16 protein-coding genes and 1 pseudogene are annotated in these 17,211 nt (G+C 65.0%); 3 read left to right on the top strand and 14 right to left on the bottom strand.

Annotated elements, in window-relative coordinates; all coding sequences use genetic code 11:
• Positions 1-14: 14 nt before the first annotated feature.
• The 5 genes from sphantq_RS19955 to sphantq_RS19975 all read right to left on the bottom strand — a co-directional run bounded on the left by sphantq_RS19955 (position 15) and on the right by sphantq_RS19975 (position 5,570).
• Positions 15-509 carry an Lrp/AsnC family transcriptional regulator gene (locus sphantq_RS19955; RefSeq protein WP_066609125.1) on the bottom strand — a complete coding sequence of 165 codons (495 nt, stop codon included), beginning with the start codon at positions 507-509 and terminating at the stop codon, positions 15-17.
• An 18-nt stretch (positions 510-527) separates the two neighbouring features.
• The gene (locus sphantq_RS19960; RefSeq protein WP_272800501.1) at positions 528-1,916 is read right to left on the bottom strand and encodes an aminotransferase class III-fold pyridoxal phosphate-dependent enzyme; all 1,389 of its coding nucleotides are present in this window, start codon (positions 1,914-1,916) and stop codon (positions 528-530) included.
• Positions 1,917-2,058: 142 nt separating this feature from the next.
• Complete coding sequence (locus sphantq_RS19965; protein ID WP_272800502.1) at positions 2,059-3,135, bottom strand: tartrate dehydrogenase; 1,077 nt, start codon at positions 3,133-3,135, stop codon at positions 2,059-2,061.
• 102 nt (positions 3,136-3,237) lie between these two features.
• Positions 3,238-4,701, bottom strand: a complete 1,464-nt coding sequence (locus tag sphantq_RS19970; protein WP_272800503.1) for an NAD-dependent succinate-semialdehyde dehydrogenase — start codon at positions 4,699-4,701, stop codon at positions 3,238-3,240.
• On the bottom strand, positions 4,698-5,570 hold the full coding sequence (locus sphantq_RS19975; protein WP_272800504.1) for a GNAT family N-acetyltransferase: 873 nt from the start codon (positions 5,568-5,570) through the stop codon (positions 4,698-4,700). The genes sphantq_RS19970 and sphantq_RS19975 overlap by 4 nt, the downstream gene beginning before the upstream one ends.
• Before the next feature lie 204 nt (positions 5,571-5,774).
• On the opposite strand from sphantq_RS19975, the gene sphantq_RS19980 reads away from it, so the two are divergent.
• From sphantq_RS19980 to sphantq_RS19990, 3 genes are all read left to right on the top strand, one after another.
• On the top strand, positions 5,775-7,247 hold the full coding sequence (locus tag sphantq_RS19980) for an aldehyde dehydrogenase family protein (protein WP_272800505.1): 1,473 nt from the start codon (positions 5,775-5,777) through the stop codon (positions 7,245-7,247).
• A gap of 65 nt (positions 7,248-7,312) precedes the next feature.
• Complete coding sequence (locus tag sphantq_RS19985; RefSeq protein WP_066609130.1) at positions 7,313-7,600, top strand: CopG family ribbon-helix-helix protein; 288 nt, start codon at positions 7,313-7,315, stop codon at positions 7,598-7,600.
• Positions 7,597-7,884, top strand: coding sequence for a type II toxin-antitoxin system RelE/ParE family toxin (locus tag sphantq_RS19990; RefSeq protein ID WP_066609131.1), 288 nt, complete (start codon positions 7,597-7,599; stop codon positions 7,882-7,884). The genes sphantq_RS19985 and sphantq_RS19990 overlap by 4 nt, the downstream gene beginning before the upstream one ends.
• A 9-nt stretch (positions 7,885-7,893) precedes the next feature.
• On the opposite strand, the gene sphantq_RS19995 is transcribed toward sphantq_RS19990, so the two are convergent.
• The 9 genes and pseudogenes from sphantq_RS19995 to sphantq_RS20035 all read right to left on the bottom strand — a co-directional run bounded on the left by sphantq_RS19995 (position 7,894) and on the right by sphantq_RS20035 (position 17,180).
• Positions 7,894-9,027: an NAD(P)/FAD-dependent oxidoreductase gene (locus sphantq_RS19995; protein ID WP_272800506.1), complete on the bottom strand. Its 1,134-nt coding sequence runs from the start codon at positions 9,025-9,027 to the stop codon at positions 7,894-7,896.
• Positions 9,024-10,397 carry an FAD/NAD(P)-dependent oxidoreductase gene (locus sphantq_RS20000; RefSeq protein ID WP_272800507.1) on the bottom strand — a complete coding sequence of 458 codons (1,374 nt, stop codon included), beginning with the start codon at positions 10,395-10,397 and terminating at the stop codon, positions 9,024-9,026. The genes sphantq_RS19995 and sphantq_RS20000 overlap by 4 nt, the downstream gene beginning before the upstream one ends.
• Positions 10,379-10,684, bottom strand: coding sequence for a (2Fe-2S)-binding protein (locus sphantq_RS20005; RefSeq protein WP_129927148.1), 306 nt, complete (start codon positions 10,682-10,684; stop codon positions 10,379-10,381). The genes sphantq_RS20000 and sphantq_RS20005 overlap by 19 nt, the downstream gene beginning before the upstream one ends.
• Complete coding sequence (locus sphantq_RS20010) at positions 10,681-11,604, bottom strand: ABC transporter ATP-binding protein (RefSeq protein WP_272800508.1); 924 nt, start codon at positions 11,602-11,604, stop codon at positions 10,681-10,683. Before sphantq_RS20010 ends, sphantq_RS20005 begins: the two co-directional genes overlap by 4 nt.
• Before the next feature lie 400 nt (positions 11,605-12,004).
• Positions 12,005-12,502: pseudogene (locus tag sphantq_RS20015) on the bottom strand (ATP-binding cassette domain-containing protein); the annotation flags it as partial.
• Positions 12,499-13,326, bottom strand: coding sequence for an ABC transporter permease (locus sphantq_RS20020; protein WP_066609136.1), 828 nt, complete (start codon positions 13,324-13,326; stop codon positions 12,499-12,501). The pseudogene sphantq_RS20015 and the gene sphantq_RS20020, both read right to left, overlap by 4 nt.
• The gene (locus sphantq_RS20025) at positions 13,323-14,303 is read right to left on the bottom strand and encodes an ABC transporter permease (RefSeq protein WP_207212418.1); all 981 of its coding nucleotides are present in this window, start codon (positions 14,301-14,303) and stop codon (positions 13,323-13,325) included. The genes sphantq_RS20020 and sphantq_RS20025 overlap by 4 nt, the downstream gene beginning before the upstream one ends.
• Positions 14,303-15,835, bottom strand: a complete 1,533-nt coding sequence (locus tag sphantq_RS20030) for an ABC transporter substrate-binding protein (protein WP_272800509.1) — start codon at positions 15,833-15,835, stop codon at positions 14,303-14,305. The genes sphantq_RS20025 and sphantq_RS20030 overlap by 1 nt, the downstream gene beginning before the upstream one ends.
• Positions 15,836-16,136: 301 nt before the next feature.
• Positions 16,137-17,180, bottom strand: a complete 1,044-nt coding sequence (locus tag sphantq_RS20035) for an IS110 family transposase (RefSeq protein ID WP_272798613.1) — start codon at positions 17,178-17,180, stop codon at positions 16,137-16,139.
• Positions 17,181-17,211: the final 31 nt, after the last annotated feature.

Genomic DNA, 17,211 nt, shown 5'->3' on the forward strand with positions numbered 1-17,211 from the left:
TTGGAAACTTAGCCCTATCGTTGCTCGCCGAACAGATGCTGGATCGGATAATGATGTTTGATGAAGGGCGACTTGATCACGACATAGCTGAAATATTTCTCGATGCCGTAATCGCTTTCCAGCATCCCTTCGATAATCGACTGATAATGGCCCACGCCGCGCGTCACGAATTTCAGCAGATAGTCATAGCCGCCGCTGACCAGATGACATTCGACAATCTCGTCCAGCTTGCGGATGCGTGTCTCGAACCGGGAAAAGTCGCCGGCGCGATGCTCGGTCAGCGTCACTTCGGTAAAGACCGTCAGATATTCGCCCAGCTTGTGCAGGTTGATATGCGCGCCATAGCCGGTGATGTAACCGGCCTTCTCAAGCCGCTTGACTCGCGTCAGGCAGGGACTGGGGGACAGGCCGACCGCATCGGCCAGCTCGACATTGGTGATGCGGCCTGATTGCTGAAGCTGTGTCAGGATCTTGAGGTCGATCCTGTCCAGTCTGGGTCCGCCCAACATATCCTTTGCTCCCCCTTTTTATCCCAGCGCCGCGCGAATATCCGCTTCTTCGAGCAGATCGTCCAGCGTCTTGGCGATGCGGGCGAATATCTCGTCCATCTCGCCGTCGCTTGCGCAAAGCGCGGGCGCCAGGCCGATGATATTGTCGGCGAACGCGCGGAAGATGACGCCATTGTCATAGGCTTTGGCGAACAAGCGGTCGGCCAGTTTCAGGCCCGGATCGAACCGCGCCTTGCTGCCCTTGTCCGCGACCAGCTCGATCGCGCCCAGCAGGCCCCGTCCGCGCGTATCGCCCACCATGGGATGATTGGCCAGGCCAGCCAGCCCGGCGTCGAAGCGCGTGGCGACCCTTTGCCCGTTCGCCAATATGCCGCCATCGGTATAGAGGCGCAGCACTTCCAGCCCGACGGCCGCGCTGACCGGATGGCCCGAATAGGTCGCGCCATGGCCGATCGCGACTTCGGGCGCCGCGCCATTGGCAATGCCCTCATAGACCTTGCCCGACATCAGCAACGCCCCCATCGGCACGTAACCGGCGGTCAGCCCCTTGGCCAACGTCATCAGGTCTGGCGTCACGCCTTCGGCTTCGCACGCGAACATGGGGCCAGTGCGGCCAAAGCCGGTGATGACTTCATCGGTGACGAACAGGATGTCGAGCTGCGTGCAAGTCTCGCGCATCGCTTTGAGCCAACCGACGGGCGGCACGATCACGCCGCCCGATCCCTGGATCGGCTCGCAGAAGAAGGCAGCGACATTGTCCGCGCCCAGCTGCGCCACCTTGTCCTTCAATTCCTGCACCGACCGCGCGATGATCGCGGCGTCGTCGCCCTCCAGATCGCTGCGATAGGGATAGGGCGACGCGATATGATGCTGCCAGCGCAATGGCAGGTCGAAGCCACGATGGAAATTGGCCAGCGCGGTCAACCCTGCACCCGTGCTGCTCGACCCGTGATAGCCGCGCTCCAGCGCGATGAACTGCTTCTTTTCCGGCTTGCCGATCGCGTTGTGATAATGGGTGATGTATCGGATCGCGCTGTCCACGGCGTCCGATCCGCCCAACGTGAAATAGACATGGTCCAGTCCTTCGGGGCTCAGGTCCACCAGTTGCTGCGCCAGCTTCACTGCCGGCTCGCTGCCAAAATGGAAATAGCCTGTCGCGTAGGGCAGGCGGCGCATCTGCTCGGCCGCTGCCTCGGCGATGCTGTCCTGACCATAGCCGACATTGACGCACCAAAGGCCGGCAAAGGCGTCGATCAATTCCCGGCCCTCGACATCCTTCAACCACATCCCCTTGCCGCTTTTCAGCAGCAGCGCGCCATGCGCTTCATGCCCGCGGAAGGAAGTGACCGGATGGATCAGATGGTCGCGGTCGATGTCCAGAAGGGACCGATTGGAATGCAGCGTCATCTTAGGGGCTCGCCATTGTGGTTCTGAAGTTCAGCCTATCCTTATGCGGCAGGGCGAAAGCCCGATATGGGGCGAATAGGCACCCTCGCCCGCTTTAAACGGGAACCGACGCAGCATATTCTGCCGCGTCCGTTCGCAGCAGTCAGGCCAGCGCGTCGGCGACAGCCCTGCCGCACTGCTCGGTATTCGCCTTGCCCTTCAGGTCGCCGGTGCGCAGGCCCGGCTCGGCCAGCACCGTCTCGACTGCGCGCATGATCGCGGCGGCGGCGTCCGCCTCGCCCAGATGCTCCAGCATCATCGCCGCCGACCAGATTTGCCCGACCGGATTGGCGACCCCCTTGCCGGCGATGTCGGGCGCGGAGCCGTGGACCGGCTCGAACAGCGAGGGCGCGGTGCGATCCGGGTTGATATTGCCCGACGGCGCCACCCCGATCGTGCCGGTGCAGGCCGGGCCAAGGTCGGACAAGATGTCGCCGAACAGGTTGGACGCCACCACCACGTCGAAGCGATCCGGGTTCAGCACGAACTGCGCGGTCAAAATATCGATATGATATTTGTCATGGGTGACGCTCGGATAGTGTTTCGCCATCTCCTCCACCCGCTCGTCCCACCAGGGCATGGTGATGGCGATGCCGTTGGACTTGGTCGCCGACGTGACATGCTTGCGATCCCGCGTCGCGGCCAGTTCGAAGGCGTAGCGCAGCACCCGGTCGGTGCCGTGCCGGGTCATCACCGTTTCCTGGATCACGATCTCCCGGTCGGTGCCGGGAAACATCTTGCCGCCGACCGAACTATATTCCCCTTCCGTATTCTCGCGCACGACCCAGAAATCGATATCGCCCGGCTCGCGCCCGACGAGAGGGCAGGGGACGCCGGGCATCAACCGCACCGGGCGCAAATTGACATATTGATCATATTCGCGCCGGAACTGGAGCAACGATCCCCACAGCGAAATATGGTCCGGCACCGTATCGGGCCAGCCGACCGCGCCGAAGAAGATCGCATCGGGTTTGCCGATCTGCGCCTTCCAATCGTCCGGCATCATCTGGCCATGCTTGGCGTAATAATCGCAGCAGGCGAAATCCTGCCATTTCTGATCGATGGAAAAGCCATACAGGCTCGCCGCGCGTTCCAGCACGCGAATGCCTTCGGGCATGACTTCCTCGCCGATCCCGTCGCCGGGAATGACGGAGATGGCATAGTTGCGTGAGTTAGTCATAGCCTACTCCCGTTCGCCCTGAGCCTGTCAAAGGGCTTCACTTTTCTGCGAGTACAAGAAATGGGCTTCGACAGGCTCAGCCCGAACGGATGGAAGGACCGATTAAAGTTTAAGCCCCGCAATGTGGAACGCCTTGGTTTCCAGATATTCCTCGATCCCCGCATGAGCGCCTTCGCGGCCCAGGCCCGACATCTTGACCCCGCCGAACGGCGCGACTTCCATGGCGATCGCCCCGCTGTTGAGCGCGACCATCCCGGCCTCCAGCCGTTCCGCCACGCGGAAGGCGCGATGCAGATTTTCGGTGTAGAAATAGGCGGCCAGGCCATAGCTGGTGGCGTTGGCCAGCTCGATCCCTTCCTCCTCATGGGTGAAGCGGAACAGCGGTGCGACCGGCCCGAACGTCTCTTCTTGCGCCAGCCGCATGTCCCGCGTCGCCCCGGTCAGGATGACCGGCGTCGCAAACCGGGCACCCGTCGCATCATTGGCCGCCTGCGCGAACAAAGTCGCACCATGCGACAACGCATCCTCGACATGCGCCTGCACCTTCTCGACGGCGGCGACGTTGATCAGCGGGCCGATCGTGCTGCCCGTCCTGTCGCCCGGCGCGACCTTCAGCGCGGACACCGCCCTGGCCAGCTTCTCGGCGAACTGGTCGTAGACCCCGTCCTGCACCAATATGCGGTTCGCGCATACGCAGGTCTGGCCTGCGTTGCGGAATTTGCTGACCATCGCACTGGCGACGGCGATGTCCACATCGGCATCGTCGAACACGATCAACGGGGCATTGCCGCCCAGCTCGAAGCTCACCCGCTTGATCGTGTCGGCGCATTGCCGCATCAGCAGCGACCCCACCCGCGTCGATCCGGTGAAGGACAATTTGCGCACCACCGGACTGGCGGTCAGCGCCCCGCCGATCGCCGTCGGCAGGCCGGTGACGATATTGAACACACCCGCCGGGATGCCGGCTTCCTCCGCCAGCTTCGCCAGCGCCAGCGCGGTGAAGGGGGTCAGCTCCGACGGCTTGACCACCACCGGGCAACCGGCCGCCAAAGCCGGCGCGCATTTGCGGGTAATCATCGCGGCGGGGAAATTCCACGGCGTAATCGCCGCCGAAACCCCCACCGGCTCTTTCATCACCAATATGCGGCGATTGGCCTCCGGCGCGGGCACGATGCCGCCATCGACGCGGCGGCCTTCTTCCGCGAACCATTTGATGAAGCTGGCGGCATAGCGAATCTCGCCCTCGGCCTCCGCGATCGGTTTGCCCTGTTCGGCGGTCATGATCCGGCCCAGATCGGCGACATTGGCCAGCACCAAAGCGTGCCAGCGCTCCAGCACGGCCGCGCGATCGCCTGCCGTCCGCGCCTTCCATGCCGGGAAAGCCGCCTCGGCCGCGGCGATGGCGGCCAGTGTATCGGCCTCGCCACAATCGGGCACCGTGCCGATGATCGCGCCAGTGGCGGGATTATCGACCGGCACGGTCGCGCCGGATGTCGCGCCGACCCATGCCCCGCCGATGAAGGCGCGTTCGATGAAAAGGGCGGGATTGTCGAGGATAAGGGTCATCCGAGCGCCTGCGTGGTGAGAGAGAAGGTCGTGACCGAAGGATCGATCGTCGGTTGCGGCCCGCGCACCATGCGCACGACCCGGCCGACACAGGGCAGGCCCAATTCGTCCAGCCAGCCGCCAAGCCCGCCTTCTTCGGGTATGTCCAACCGGCAGAACATGCCGCTATTGGACCCCAGCCAGTGGGATATCAGCGCCTTAGCCCCGCCCCTGTCGGGCGCGATCGTCGGCCCGACGACATAACCCCGGCCAAAGCGCCGGAACAGCGCAAAGCCCACCGGCTCATTGCTGCGCGTCAGCACCACGCCCTGCGCGCCGGGCGCCAGCGCGTCGAGTAGCGCATCGCGGTCCATCCCCGTCGCGCGGCGCGCCAGGTCATGCAATGTCCCCATATCCTTGGCGCCCAGCGGGCGCACCCGCTCGTCGGGGATCAGTTCGGCCATCGGCACGGCAAAGGCGGCGCCCTGATGCTGGAACACCGGGCCGATGGTTGCGAACCCCAGCTTGCGATAAAGCGGCGCGCCTTCGTCCGTGGCGTTGAGCAGCACGGTGCGCGACCCCAGATCGCCCAGCACCGCTTCCATCAACCGGCGGCCCAGCCCCATGCCCTGCGCCTGCGGGGACACGATCACCATGCCCAGCGTCGCGGCATCCTCGCCATAGAGCCAGGCCATGGCGGTGCCGATCACTTCCCGTTGACCCTCTGGGCCATCGCGCTCGACGACATAACCGAAACCCAATCCGAACAGCATCTCCCAATCCTCGATGCGATGCGGCCATTTCTGTTCGCTCGATAGGGTATGGGCGGCGGCCAGATCCTCGACGGTCATCCGCCGCAGGTCCACCATCGCCTCTATGCCTGTCGCCATGCGTCTTGCTCCTTGGCGGGAAAGGAACGCCCGCCTGCCTCTGTTCGGAATCAATGGCCGGACATTAGAAGGCCGCGCCAAGCATTGGCTGCCGCCTTCGCCCTGATTTTGGAAGATTATCGCGCACATTTTCCCGTGCAATTGCAACAAATGCCGCGACGCGCGCCTATTTTGTCGGAATGTCCGCATGAAGGAGATTATGCCGTGGCCGGTTTCAACCCCGATCAGATCAGCCTGCCCCATGCGCATAATTTCATCGGCGGGCGCCGGGTTGCAGGTCACGGGCCGGCCCTCATCGTGCGGCGACCGTCCGACGGCCGGATACAGGCCGAACTCGACAGCGCCGATGCCGATCAACTGGTCGAAGCGGTCGTAGACGCGCAACGCGCCTATAAGCGCAGCGGCTGGGCGCAGACCGATCCGCGCGGCCGGATGAAGGTGATGCGTCGCTGGGCCGACCTGATCGAAGCCGATGCCGCGACGCTCGCCCCGCTCGAAGCCTTGGGGTCCACCCGGATGCTCAAGGAAATCACCGCCTGGGATTTGAGCTACACCGCCGAAACCATCCGCTTCTTCGCCGAATGGGCGGACAAGGTGGGCGGCGAAGTCGCGTCCACCACGCCCGACAAGCTGGGCCTCACCATCACCGAACCCTATGGCGTCGTCGTCGCGATCGCGCCGTGGAACCTCCCGCTGGTGATGGCTGCGTGGAAGATCGCGCCTGCCATCGCCGCGGGCAACAGCATCGTCCTCAAGCCGTCGGAAATGACGCCCTTCAGCATCGTGCGCCTCGCCGAACTGGCGATCGAGGCGGGGCTGCCCGCGGGCATCTTCAACATCGTGCAGGGCGACGGCCGCTCGGTTGGCGATCCATTGGTGCGCCGCCCCGAAGTGGCGAAGGTCACCTTCACCGGCTCCACCCGCACCGGCGCCGCCATCATGGCCGCCTGCGCGGAAACCGGGCCGAAGCCGGTGACGCTGGAACTGGGCGGCAAAAGCCCGCAGATCATCTTCGCCGACGCAGAATTGAACAAGGCGTCAGCCATCGTCGCCCGCGCCATCACCCTCAATGCGGGTCAGGTCTGCGTCGCCGGATCGCGCCTGCTGGTGCAGGACAAGGTCGCGGACCAGGTGATCGATCGCCTCGTCGCCGCCTTCGCCGCGCACCGGCCCGGCCCAACCTGGGCCGCCGACACCACGCTGGGGCCGATCATATCCGAAGGCCAGCTCGACCGCATGGCCGGCATCGTCGGCCGCGCTGTCGCGGCAGGGGCGGAAGCGCTCACCGGCGGCGGCCGTGCAGCCGCGCCGGAGGAGGGCAGCTATTTCGCGCCGACCCTGCTCGCCAATGTCGACCAGAAGAGCGAGGTCGTGCAGGGCGAAATCTTCGGCCCGGTCCTCACCGTCCAGACCTTCGCGGACGAAGAGGACGCCTATGCGCTGGCAAACGACAGCGACTATGGCCTGGCCGCCGGCGTCCATACCGGCGACATTGGCCGCGCCCTGCGCGCCACCCGTTCGCTGGAAGCCGGCACCATCTGGGTCAACCGCTACGGTCGCAGCAACGACTTCATCCTGCCCACCGGCGGCTACAAGCAATCGGGCATCGGCAAGGATCTCGGCCGCGAAGCCTATATGGCGAACCTCAAGACCAAGGTCGCGCTGATCGAATTCTGATATTGGGCGGGCCGGCTCCATGTGTTACAATGCACTGCATATGCAACACATGGAGCCGGCCCGCCATGAATGAGGCGACCTTCACCTTTCGCGTGGATCAGGAACTCAAGGGCCGCTTCGCCCGCGCGGCCAAGGCGCAGGATCGCACCGGCGCGCAATTGTTGCGCGATTTCATGCGCGATGTCGTACTGCGCGAGGAACAGGCCGAAAGCCATGACGCCTGGTTCCGTCGTCAGGTCGACGCCGGACGCGCATCCGCGCAGGCAGGCCACCTCATCGCCGGCGATGAAGTCGAGGCGCATTTCGCCGCACGACGCGCCGCCACGCTGCGGACATCAGACGGCGAGCGATGAGGCTGCGCTGGACGGCCGATGCCGTCAGGGATCGTGACGCCATTTACGACTATGTCGAAGCGCGCAGCCCGCGCGCGGCGATCAGGCTCGACACGCTCTTTTCGCAAAGAGCAGCCGACCTGTCCCGGCTCCCTGCCATGGGCCGGCCTGGCCGGGTGCCGGGAACGCGCGAACTAATCGCGCATCGCAACTATATTCTGGTCTATGACCTGACCGATACGGACGTGCGCATCCTGCGCCTGCTTCACGCCGCGCGCCTGTGGCCGCCACAAGAGCGGCGCTGACTCGATGAATCAACCCGCCGCAAACCGCCCGATCCGATAGGGTTCCATCGGAATGTCCGTGCCGCCTTTCGCGATGATCTCCGCCATGGTCTCACCCACGCCCGGTCCGATCTGGAATCTCGACCCGGAAAAGCCGAAGGCGTAATAGAGGCCGCTGGTCGTCGCGCTCGGCCCCATCACCGGCTGGCTGTCGGGCAGATAGCCCTCGATGCCGGACCACACCCGGATGATATTGAGCTTGCCCAGCGACGGCGCTAGCCGACGGATCTGTTGCAACTGGCTCATCGTATTCTGCGGCTCGACATAGGCGCGATACTGGTCGGGGAAGGATGGCCCCCGCGTGCTGCCGCCCAGCACGATGTTGCCGCGCGCCACCTGCCGGAAATAGACCGTTTCCTCCTCGATCGGCGTCATCACGCCGACGGCGGGCAGGATCGCATAAGGCACAGGCTCGGTCACGCTCATATTCGGCCCGCGCGGTACGATCGGCACCGGCTCGCCAAATTGCGACGACAGCGCATTGCCCCATGCCCCTGCCGTCACCAGCAGGGTCGGCGCGCGGAACGTCCGTCCATCCGCCGCCGTGACGATGAAATCCTCGCCTATTTTCTGCGCATCCACGATCTTCGTGTTTTCGTGGATCACCGCGCCCAGTTTCCGCGCAGCGCGGGCGAAGGCAGGAGCGGCGAGCCGGGGATTGGCATGGCCGTCGGTGGGCGAATAGGAACCGGCCAGAACATCCGGCCCGAAAAAGGGAAATTTGTCGCGCAGCGCGTTGCCGCTCAGCAATTCCAGGTCCAGCCCTTCCGCGCGCGCCTGCGTCGCATACTCCTCCATCGACCCGACCAGTTCGGGCCGCTCGCGATAGCAGACCCGGATATGGCCGGACTGGAGATATTCGACATCCGCGCCCAGCAGTTCGCGCGACTTGCGCCAGATGGCGATCGCGCGATTGGCCAGCGGCAACTGGTGGATGCCGCGTCCCTGCCGCCGGACATTGCCGAAATTGGTGCCGCTCGCCTGCCGCCCGATCAGGTCGGTTTCCAGCAAGGTGACCGAGATGCTATGCCCCCGCAGGAACAGCGCGGCAGACGATCCCATCAACCCGCCGCCCACGATGATGACGTCGCTGGCGGCGCTCATTGTCCGTCTCCGATCGCGATAGGTAGCGGCTTGACCGGCGCCTGTCCGCGCAGGCGACCGACCTGTTCCACCGGCACGCCGGCTTCGGCTGCGATCAGTTCGGCGGCGGCCAGCCCGCAATAGCGTCCCTGGCACCGCCCCATGCCGACCCGGCTGAACGCCTTGGCGCGATTGGCTTCCTGCGCGCCAGTTTCGCGCATCACCGCCCGCAGGTCGCCCGCCGTCACGCCCTCGCAGCGGCACAATATGGCGTCGTCGGGCAGGGCTGGGGCCTGTCGGGCGGGCCATGGAAAGGCCTTCGCCAGCCCGCGCGCGAACCTGGCATATTGGCCGACCTCGCTGCGTAGCGAGGTCATCTCGCCCTTGTCGACCGGCAAGCCAAGATCGCCCAGCGCCGCCAGCGCCGCCAGCCGCCCGCTCGCCTCGGCCGATCGCGCGCCCAATATCTTCGCGCCGTCGCCGGCCAGATAGACGCCCGCCACGCTCGAACGCCCGTCGCCGTCGCGCTCCGGCAACCATTGGCGCGTGCCGGGGTCGAAGGCGAAGGCGCAGCGCGCCAGATCGGCCAGTTGCGTCTCAGGCCGCAGATGATGGCCCATCGCCACCGCATCGCAGGCGATCGTTTCTTCACGGCCTGATCCGGCAAAAAAACGCACACCGCCGACGCCGCTTTCGGCATCGCCCATGATCTCGACCGGCGTCACGCCATGCTGCACCATCACGCCCGCGCGCTTCAGCGTCCGCGTCAGCGCCACCCCGTTCCACAGGACGGAGGGCATCGCCAGCAAATCCGGCAGCGCCTTCAACCGCGCGCCGAACGGCGACGTATCCAGCACCGCCGCCACCTCCGCACCAGCCTCCACATATTGGCTTGCGACCAGATAGAGCAAAGGCCCCGATCCCATGAACACGACCCTGTGCCCGATCGACACCGCCTGGCTTTTGAGCGCCACCTGCGCCCCGCCCAGACTATAGGCCCCCGCAAATTGCCAGCCCTTGACCGGCATCAGCCTGTCGGTCGCGCCGGTGCACAGCAGCAGCGCGTCGAACGGGATAGCCTCCTGACCTGTCGCACTCGCTGTCCAGATATGGTCCTTGGCGATGTTCCACACCAATGTTTCGGGTCGATGGTCGATCGCGCCTTTCAGCCCGTCGAACGTCTCGTGCAGCGCCTGCGCCCGTCCGGCCTCGGTGCCATAGAGTTTCCCATAGGGCCGGGTGAAATTGTCCGGCTGGCGGCGATAAATCTGCCCGCCGTCGCGCCGCCCTTCGTCGATCACGATCGGCCGCAGCCCCGCCGCGACACAGGCTTCCGCCGCGCGCGTGCCGGATGGCCCGGCGCCAACGATGATTATACGTGGTTCGGCCATGACGCCCCCGGCTGGCTGGTGACGACGCGCTGGCCCGATGCGGCCAAGGTGGAACAGGCGCGCAGACGATCGCCGCTCTCGGTCCACACCCAGCAATCCTGGCACGCGCCCATCAGGCAGAATCCTGCCCGCTTCTCCGGCCCGAACTCGCTCTGGCGCAACGTCCCGCCCCCGCTCAACAGCGCGACCATCAACGTATCGCCCTCCAGCGCTGCGACCGGCGCGCCATCGACATACAGGGTCACGGGCGGGCGATCAGTTTCGCCCAGTCGAACGAACCGGCTCATGACGCGATCAAGCTTTCATCTCCATGATGGCATAATATGCGGCTGACCCCGGCCGATCCCTTGTCCAGCCCATGGCGCGGTGGCGGGGTGATGTTGCACAGGCCGTCCACGCGCGCGGCGCAGCGCGGCAGGAATCGGCAAAGATCGGGATGGTCGCCCGCCGCGCCGATCGGCGGGGGCGCAGCCCCGGCATGGCTTTCCTCCAGCCAGCCCGTGCGCATTTCCGGGACCGATCCGATCAGCAGGTTGGTATAGGGGTGGAAGGGGGCGGTGGCGAAGGCTGTGCGCGGTCCCGTCTCGACCATCGTCCCCGAATAGAGGACCAGGATATCGTCGCAAATCGCCCGCACCGTCGAAATATCGTGGCTGATGAACATCGTCGCGATCCCCAGTTCGCGGCGCAGCTCCGCCATCAGCTCCAGAATCGCCGCGCCAACGACGGTATCCAGCGCCGACGTCACCTCGTCGCACAGGATGATTTGCGGGTCGGCCGCCAGCGCGCGGGCCAGGTTGACGCGCTGCTTCTGCCCGCCCGACAGCCCGCCGATATTGCGGTCGATCAGGCTGGCAGGGAGGCGGATCAGGTCCAGCAGTTCCAGCACTCGCAAATGCGCGGCATTGCCCTTCAACCCGGCATAGAAGGCCAGCGGTCGCGCCAATATCTGCCCCACGCTATGCGCAGGATTGAGCGCGGTGTCGGCATTCCGGAACACCAGTTGGATACGGCGAAACTGCTCACGGCTGCGCCCGTCCAGCCCCGGCGGCAACGGTTCGCCGTCCAGCAGCACCTGCCCGCTCGCCGGGGGCAGCAGCCCGGCGATGACGCGGGCTATGGTCGACTTGCCTGATCCGCTTTCGCCGATCACGCCCAATGTGCCGCCGCGCTCGATCGTCAGGTTGATGTCGCGCAGCACGGGCACGCGCGGCAATCCATCCTTGCCGATCCTGCCATAGCCGGCCGTCACATTGCGGATTTCCAGCAAAGGCGCAGTGGCGGGCAGGGCGACCTTGACCGGCGTCGGTCGGATTGCCGGGCGCGCTGCGGCCATCAGCGTGCGGGTGTAGTCGTCGGCCGGCGCGTGCAGGATCTGCGCCGCCGCGCCCGCCTCGCGGATGCGACCCTGGCTCAACCACGATCTGGTCGGCCATCTGCGCCACCACGGCCAGGTCGTGCGACACATAGATGGCGGTCGCCCCGCGCTCCAGCACCACCGCCTTGAACGCGCGCAGCACTTCGATCTGCGTCGTCACGTCCAGCGCCGTGGTCGGCTCGTCCAATATCACCAGTTCGGGATCGGTGATCAGCGCCATCGCCGCCATCAGCCGCTGCAACTGCCCGCCCGACAACTGGTGCGGATAGCGCGCGCCGATCGTGTCGGGGAAGGGCAGGGCGAGCGCGCGGAACAGATCGACCGCCTTCGCCTCCGCCGTGGCGCGCGGCATCAGTCCATGGATCATCGCCGGTTCGATCACCTGATCCATGATCGTGCGCGACGGGTTGAACGCCGACGCGGCGCTCTGCGCGATATAGGCGATGCGATTGCCGCGCAGCTCTGCCAGCGCGCTGCGGTTCAGCGTCGTGATCTCCGCGTCACCTACGCGGATGCTGCCGCCCGCGATGGTCGCGCCCGGCCGGGCATGGCCGAGCAGGGTCAGTGCGATCGTCGTCTTGCCCGACCCGCTCTCGCCGATCAGCGCCAGCACCTCGCCGCGTTGCAACGCGAAATCGATGCCGCTCACGATCGGAAAGCGCTCGCCCGCCGCATTGCGCGCGGTCACGGTCAGGCCTTTGACCTCGACATGGGGCTTTTCCATCATCGGCCTTTCCCCCGTCCCGGCAGCGCATCGATCAGCAGGTTCACGCCCACCGTCAAAGTTGCGATCGCCACCGCCGGCGCCAAAATCGCCAGCGCCCCTTCGCCCAGCCCGGAAATATTCTCCCGCACCAGCGAGCCCAGATCCGCGTCGGGCGGCTGGACGCCCAGCCCCAGGAAGGACAGGCCCGACAGCAGCAGCACGATGAACACGAAGCGCAGGCCGAAGTCGGCGAGCAGCGGGTGGATCATGTTGGGCAATATTTCCGTGATGGCGATGTGGAACCGCCCTTCGCCCCGCGCGCGCGCGACCTGCACATAGTCCATCTGCGCCAGATTGACCGCCAGCGCGCGGGCGATGCGATAATTGCCCGGCACATAGGTGATCGCGGCGATCAGCAGCAGCAGCGGCAGCGACGACCCGAAGGCTGCGACCAGCACCAGCGAGAAGATTTTGGACGGAATGGAGATCAACATGTCCATGAAGCGCGACAGCGGCTCGTCCACCTTCGCGCCGCCGACGGCCGCGGTCAGCGCCAGCGCCGTGCCGGTCGCGCTCGCCAGCATGGCCGCGGCCGCCGCCAGACCGACCGTATAGCGTGCACCTGACAACAACCGGCTCAGCACATCGCGGCCCAGATAGTCGCTGCCCAGCCAATGGGCGGCGGATTGCCCGTCGAACACGTCATAGGCCACGAACGCGCCGACCGGATAGGGCGCCAGCATCGGCCCGAACAGCGCTACGGCCAACCAGAAGAGGACCAGCGTCAGGCCGACCTTGCCCGACAGCGGCAGGGTTTTCGCCCGTTTGAAAGCGGAAGCGATCATTGTGCGCGCAGCCTGGGGTTGGCGAGGATCGCGGTCACGTCCGCGATCAGCATCAGGAGGAGATAGGCCGCGCAGAAGATCATCGCGCAGGCCTGCAACAGCGGCATGTCCCGGCTGGTGACGGCATTGACCATCAGGCTGGCGAGGCCGGGATAGTTGAAGATCGTCTCCACGATCACCGCCCCGCCCAGCAGGTAGGACAGGCTCAATGCCATCGCGTTGACGATCGGCGCGATCGCATTGGGCATGATATGCTTCAGCACCACCTGCACCGGCGCGACGCCCTTCAGCACCGCCATCTCGACATAGGGTCGGTCCATCTGGTCGATCACCGCCGCCCGCGTCATCCGCGCCATTTGCGCGATGACGACGACGCTCAATGTCAGGATCGGCATGGCGACCCCGCGCAGATAGTCGCCCCATCCCATCTCTTCGGAAGCCAGCGCGATGGAGGGCAGCCAGCGCAGCTTCACCGAAAAGATCAGCACCGCGATCGTCGCCACCAGAAATTCCGGCACCGCCACCATGGACAAGGTGGCGATATTGAGCGCCCGGTCGATCCTTCCCCCCCGGTTCATCGCCGATCCGATGCCGATCGTCAGCGCCACCGGCACGGCCACCAGCGCCGTCAGCGCGGCCAGCAGCAGGCTGTTGGGCAGGCGCTCGGCAATCACCCCCGCCACCGGCATATTGGCCACCATCGACTGGCCCGGATCGCCGCTGACCATGCCCGTCAGCCAACTGGCGTAACGCACATAGGCCGGGCGATCGAGGCCCATTTCATGGCGTAGCGCCGCGACCTGTTCTGCTGTGGCGCTCTGCCCCAGCGCTTCCTGCGCCGCGTCGCCGGGCAGCAGTTGCGCGATGACGAAGATCGTCACCGACACCAGCAGCAGCGTCAGCAACGACGATGCAAACCGCTTTCCGATCAGGCTTAGCGCGGCCTTCATGCCGCTTTGGGAGGATGCGCCCGCCATCAGCCTTCCCACCACACATGTTCGGCGAATTGATAGCCCATCAGGCCCCCTAGCGAGACGGGATACAGCCCCTTCAACCGCCGGTCATAGCCATCGATCAGGCTGATGAACACCGGGATGCCGACCCCGCAATGGTCGTGGACCAGCCCCTGCATCTCGCCATAAAGCTGCTTGCGCCGTGCCTGGTCCGCCTCGCCCCGCGCCTCCAGCAACAGCCGGTCGAAGCGCGGATTCTTCCACCCGCTCTCATTCCACGCCGCATCGGATTTGTAGAAAAGGCTGAACAGCAGGTCGGCGGTCGGGCGCGGGTTGGTGTTGCCGAAACCCAGCGGATGCTTCATCCAGTGGGTCGACCAATAGCCGTCCGCTGGCACCCGGTTGACGGCCAGCTTCAACCCCACGCGCGACCCATATTCCTGCAATATCGACGCCATGTCGACCGATCCGTCCGCGGCGGGCGAGGCATAGACGGGCAGGCGCACGCCGGTCAGGCCCGCGCGCTGCAAATGCCATTTCGCCTTGTCCAGGTCGAGCGACCGCTGCGGCAGGTCGGCGCGATAATAGGGGTGGAAGGGCGGGATCGGCTGATCGTTGGCGATCGTCGCATAGCCGCGATAGAGCGCCCGTTTGATCAGCGGCCGGTCGATCAGATATTGCATCGCCGCGACGAAATGCGGATTGCCGGTCGGCAACTGCCGCTGCTGCATGATGAGGTTGGTGTAGAGCCCTGACTGCGTTTCCAGCAGCGCATGGCCACGCGACGCCATGATCCGCTTGGTCGATCGCGGGTTGACCGCGATCACCAGATGGACGTCACCCGACAGCAACGCATTGACCCGGCTGACCTCGTCGGGAATGCCGATCAACTCGATCTCGTCCAGATAGGGCTTGCCCGGTTTCCAATAATTGGGATTGCGCCGCGCCAGCGTCCGCACGCCGGGCCGGAACTGCGCGCACAGATAGGGGCCGGTGCCGTTGGCGGTGCGAAAATCGCGCGTGCCGGCGCGCAGGATCAGGAAATGGGACTGCGCCAATATGGTCGGCAAATCCGCATTGGGCCCGGTCAGCCGGATTGTCAGCTCATGCCGCCCGGTCGCCTTGACCTGCGCAAACTGCTCGGCGATCTGCGCCATCTTGGAGCCTGTCGCCGCATCCTTGTGCCGCAGCAGCGACCAGACGACATCGGCGGCGGTCAGGTCCGCGCCATCATGGAAGGTCACGCCCTTGCGCAGCCGCACATGCCAGGCGATTTGGTCGGTGCTGTCCATCCGTTCGGCCAGCGCCGGCCGCGCGATCAATTGCCGGTCCAGCACGGTCAGCCCGCTATAGAACATATAATGGCGCACATAGTCGGTCGACAATGCGCCCTTGGCCGGGTCCAGCGTGTCGGCGGTCGAGCTGGACAGGCTGGCGACACGGATGCGCCCGCCCACTCGCGGCCTGCTCGCCGCCAGCGCGCTGTCGGGCAGCAATAGCCCGGCGCCAAGGCCAAGCCCCGCGCCGATCAAATCCCGCCGGGAAAAAGGCGACATCGCGTCCATCAATGGATCATATGTGGACGACCCCCACTTACAAGAACCCTGAACAGATATTTTGAACGGATCGCTTGCGATCATATGTCCGGCCTCGGTGTGCGGTCGCACATGACCGCGGGCCAAGATGGTTTCCGCCACGCGAGTTCCAAACACAATCGCGACCTGTGAAGGCCAGTGATTCATGCGGAGTGTCACGCGTTTCGGATCGATCGATCACACCATCTGCTCGTTCTCTTGCAAGTTCCAGCCCCAACTCAGCACGGTAGCGTTAGCTGTACTCCCCGTGCAGCGATGAGCTCTATGCCGCGACCCCTAGTGCAGGCACTGCAGATCGGGATTTGTAGGGTTCGCCTGTCATCATCATTTTCCAGGCAATACGGGCGACCTTGTTCGCCAGCGCCACAGCGACAAGCTTGGGCGGCTTGCGCTTGAGCAACTCCATGAGCCAGGAAGATGCATTTTTACTTCGCCCCATCCGCACCTGTCGGAGGAGAGCGGTTGCACCCTGTATCAAGGTACTTCGCAAGGCCTCGTCACCGGCGCGGGTGATGACGCCAAGTCTGGTCTTCCCGGCTGTCGAATGATCTCTGGGTGTCAGGCCAAGCCACGCGGCAAAATCGCGGCCAGATCCAAACAGTTCAGGCGCCGGCGTCTTCATCATCAAAAGCGAAGCTCCGATTGGACCAACGCCCGGTATTTGCGCAAGGCGACGACTGCATTCGTCAGCACGGTGCCATGTCATCAGCCGGCTCTCAACCCTTTCGATTTCCTTCTGTAACTGCGCATATTCGTGGGCGTGAAGTGCGAACAGATCGCGCGCCATTTCCGGCAGCGTCTCATCCGTCGCGATCCGGTCGAGCAATGGCGTGATATGCCGCATCCCTTTGGCAGCCGTCAGTCCCAATTCGGCCGCGTAACCACGGATCGCATTGGTCAGCTGCGTGCGATTGCGAACCAAGCGGTCCCGCGTACCGACCAACATCAGTGCCGCTTGCTGCTCGGCAGTCTTCACCGGCACGCAGCGCATCGTCGGGCGGCTCATCGCTTCGCACAACGCCTCGGCATCGGCGGCGTCATTCTTGCCACGCTTTACATATGGTTTCACATATTGCGGCGGCAGCATCTTCACCTCATGCCCCAACGATTGCAGCTCCCGCGCCCAGTGATGCGAGCCGCCGCACGCTTCGATTGCCACTACCGTCGGCGGCAGTTTACCGAAAAACTCGACCATCTCTTTGCGCCGAAGCTTCTTGCGCAATACCGGCTCCTCGGCCGCATTCACGCCATGCAGCTGAAAGACATGCTTTGACGTATCCATTCCAACTCGGATAAACTGTTCCACGGACGGCCTCCTCGGTTGAGATCTACAACGA

It is taken from the genome of Sphingobium sp. AntQ-1 (assembly GCF_028538045.1).
Lineage (GTDB): Bacteria > Pseudomonadota > Alphaproteobacteria > Sphingomonadales > Sphingomonadaceae > Sphingobium > Sphingobium cupriresistens.

Coding starts and splice junctions, on each gene's coding strand:
- sphantq_RS19955 (WP_066609125.1), bottom strand. CDS start 509: ATGTTGGGCGGACCCAGACTGGACAGGATCGACCTCAAGATCCTGACA.
- sphantq_RS19960 (WP_272800501.1), bottom strand. CDS start 1,916: ATGACGCTGCATTCCAATCGGTCCCTTCTGGACATCGACCGCGACCAT.
- sphantq_RS19965 (WP_272800502.1), bottom strand. CDS start 3,135: ATGACTAACTCACGCAACTATGCCATCTCCGTCATTCCCGGCGACGGG.
- sphantq_RS19970 (WP_272800503.1), bottom strand. CDS start 4,701: ATGACCCTTATCCTCGACAATCCCGCCCTTTTCATCGAACGCGCCTTC.
- sphantq_RS19975 (WP_272800504.1), bottom strand. CDS start 5,570: ATGGCGACAGGCATAGAGGCGATGGTGGACCTGCGGCGGATGACCGTC.
- sphantq_RS19985 (WP_066609130.1), top strand. CDS start 7,313: ATGAATGAGGCGACCTTCACCTTTCGCGTGGATCAGGAACTCAAGGGC.
- sphantq_RS19990 (WP_066609131.1), top strand. CDS start 7,597: ATGAGGCTGCGCTGGACGGCCGATGCCGTCAGGGATCGTGACGCCATT.
- sphantq_RS19995 (WP_272800506.1), bottom strand. CDS start 9,027: ATGAGCGCCGCCAGCGACGTCATCATCGTGGGCGGCGGGTTGATGGGA.
- sphantq_RS20000 (WP_272800507.1), bottom strand. CDS start 10,397: ATGGCCGAACCACGTATAATCATCGTTGGCGCCGGGCCATCCGGCACG.
- sphantq_RS20005 (WP_129927148.1), bottom strand. CDS start 10,684: ATGAGCCGGTTCGTTCGACTGGGCGAAACTGATCGCCCGCCCGTGACC.
- sphantq_RS20020 (WP_066609136.1), bottom strand. CDS start 13,326: ATGATCGCTTCCGCTTTCAAACGGGCGAAAACCCTGCCGCTGTCGGGC.
- sphantq_RS20025 (WP_207212418.1), bottom strand. CDS start 14,303: ATGGCGGGCGCATCCTCCCAAAGCGGCATGAAGGCCGCGCTAAGCCTG.
- sphantq_RS20030 (WP_272800509.1), bottom strand. CDS start 15,835: ATGTCGCCTTTTTCCCGGCGGGATTTGATCGGCGCGGGGCTTGGCCTT.